3 protein-coding genes are annotated in these 1806 nt (G+C 30.8%); 1 reads left to right on the top strand and 2 read right to left on the bottom strand.

The window, feature by feature from the left end; genetic code table 11:
• On the top strand, nucleotides 1–225 hold a 225-nt coding region (locus JCM10991_RS14070; protein WP_035189059.1), incomplete at its 5' end, for an LPXTG cell wall anchor domain-containing protein.
• Between the two features lie 595 nt (nucleotides 226–820).
• Here JCM10991_RS14070 and JCM10991_RS15470 read toward each other — a convergent pair.
• The gene (locus JCM10991_RS15470) at nucleotides 821–985 is read right to left on the bottom strand and encodes a hypothetical protein (protein WP_162149530.1); all 165 of its coding nucleotides are present in this window, start codon (nucleotides 983–985) and stop codon (nucleotides 821–823) included.
• 166 nt (nucleotides 986–1151) lie between these two features.
• Nucleotides 1152–1265 carry an AbrB/MazE/SpoVT family DNA-binding domain-containing protein gene (locus JCM10991_RS16535; protein WP_155889669.1) on the bottom strand — a complete coding sequence of 38 codons (114 nt, stop codon included), beginning with the start codon at nucleotides 1263–1265 and terminating at the stop codon, nucleotides 1152–1154.
• Nucleotides 1266–1806 lie beyond the last annotated feature (541 nt).

Genomic DNA, 1806 nt, shown 5'->3' with positions numbered 1-1806 from the left:
CAACCTGCACAAGGTACTCCTGCAACTCCAACAAAGGCTGTTTACTCTAATGGCTCAGTTCAAGCAGTTGTACCACAAAAAGCAGCTAAGGAAGTTCCCGCAACTCCAGAAACATTACCTCAAACAGGTGACGAAGGCAATGGCCCATTAGCGCTTGTAGCGGGTGCAGCTGCTGCAGCACTTGGTATGTTTGGTCTTGGCTACCGCAAGCGTAGAGAAGACTAGAATTGTCAAATAGCTAAAGAAAAAGAGTTCCAATCAAGGAACTCTTTTTTTGTTGTTGAATGGAAAGGTGTTACTAAACATGGGATATAGTAATTTATTATTGGTTGATTATTACAAAATGTGGATAGAAACATACAAAAAGGAGCAGTTATACTTTCTTTTGTGTAGGAGCAATATTATCTTGTGTTTGGTTAACCTGTTTTTTAGCAGAATCAACCACTTTTTCTTGATTTTGAATTGTACTTTCTTGTTTAGTAATGTCTTGAGAAGTAGCTTTCTTAATATAAGAGATTTAAAAATAAATCCAAAATAAAATCTAGAATTTATTTTGGATTGTTATTCGAAATGAATTTACAAGTGAATTATATATTTTCTTCGATAGTTAATTTTTTCCTACGCTTATATTGAATAACAAAACGTTATATGAAGCAAATTTCTTTTTATTTTAAATTTAAACTTAAAAAAGCAAGTGACATTATAAACACTTGCTTATCATTACACTAGTTTTAAAATTTGACTTTAATAAGATAGTCCCGAACTTCTTTGTCTGTTAGAAAAAGAATATCTAGAAGGTGCATAAATTTGATATTCTTTCTTATAAATTTTTCTTTTCCTGGGCGCCTGGGCGTCGTTCGCCTAAACTACTTCTGATTTGGATATTTAAATTACTGTCAACATTACTACGGACAGTCCATTTTTTCTTTCCCAACCATAAAATCTCGATCCATAAGTTTAAGATTGTCAAAATTGTCTGACTCATTGCGCCATAAAAAGTTTTAAAAATGACATCATCTTTTGCGTCGCCAACAGATTCAAAATAGAATTTAAATCCGTCAAGGCGAGATTGAAAGTAGATATATGGTTCCATTTCTGAAATTAATGGGTGGTGGCTTGTTATCTTTTTTACAAAAATACCACCATCGCGCTCAACGCTCGGAAAATTGGATGACATCTGACATCTTGATACCGACTTGTTGTATAAATTTCATAGGTATTCTAATACCTAACGATGATCCCCACTTCGATACGTTGCTAAGTATATTTTTGGTTCATTATTCGCTATAAAAATACCCCTTTTAGTTTGTTTTTTATTCTATTGATAAATATTTAAATAATCACTAAAATAAATAAAATGTATACGTTTATTATACAACTTATTTTTTCATTTCTAATAAATAGTACAATAATATTGCGATTTTTGACTGACAACAATTGATATAATCAATAAAATGGTTGTTTGATTTTTGTTGAATTTGTAATTATATATATATTTATTTTTATTGTAAAATAAACAACATTTATCCTTGATTACATAATCAATATTGTGTTACTTTTTAATTGTAGAAAATGCAAACATAGCTACCCTAAAAAGTTATAAGCGCCTTTTTTGAGGAAAAGTTAACTTTATTAAAGACTGTGTATGTGTGTTTTTTAATAACTTATTGAAAGGGAGAATAAAATTTTATGAAGAATAAAATTGTTAAAAAGAAACGTACTTTGAAGCTTAATCGTGCTTACAAAGGCGTAGCTACAGGGGCAGCGGTTGCTTTAGGAACTTTCTTTGTTTCCGTAAAAGCTAAC

Source organism: Ligilactobacillus equi DSM 15833 = JCM 10991, assembly GCF_000615765.1.
GTDB lineage: Bacteria > Bacillota > Bacilli > Lactobacillales > Lactobacillaceae > Ligilactobacillus > Ligilactobacillus equi.
The sequence above is the reverse complement of the archived record's forward strand: the minus strand, read 5'-3'. Positions and strand labels throughout refer to the sequence as shown.

Bases quoted from the DNA above. Each gene is read 5' to 3' on its own strand.
- JCM10991_RS15470 (WP_162149530.1), bottom strand. From the start codon at position 985: ATGAGTCAGACAATTTTGACAATCTTAAACTTATGGATCGAGATTTTA.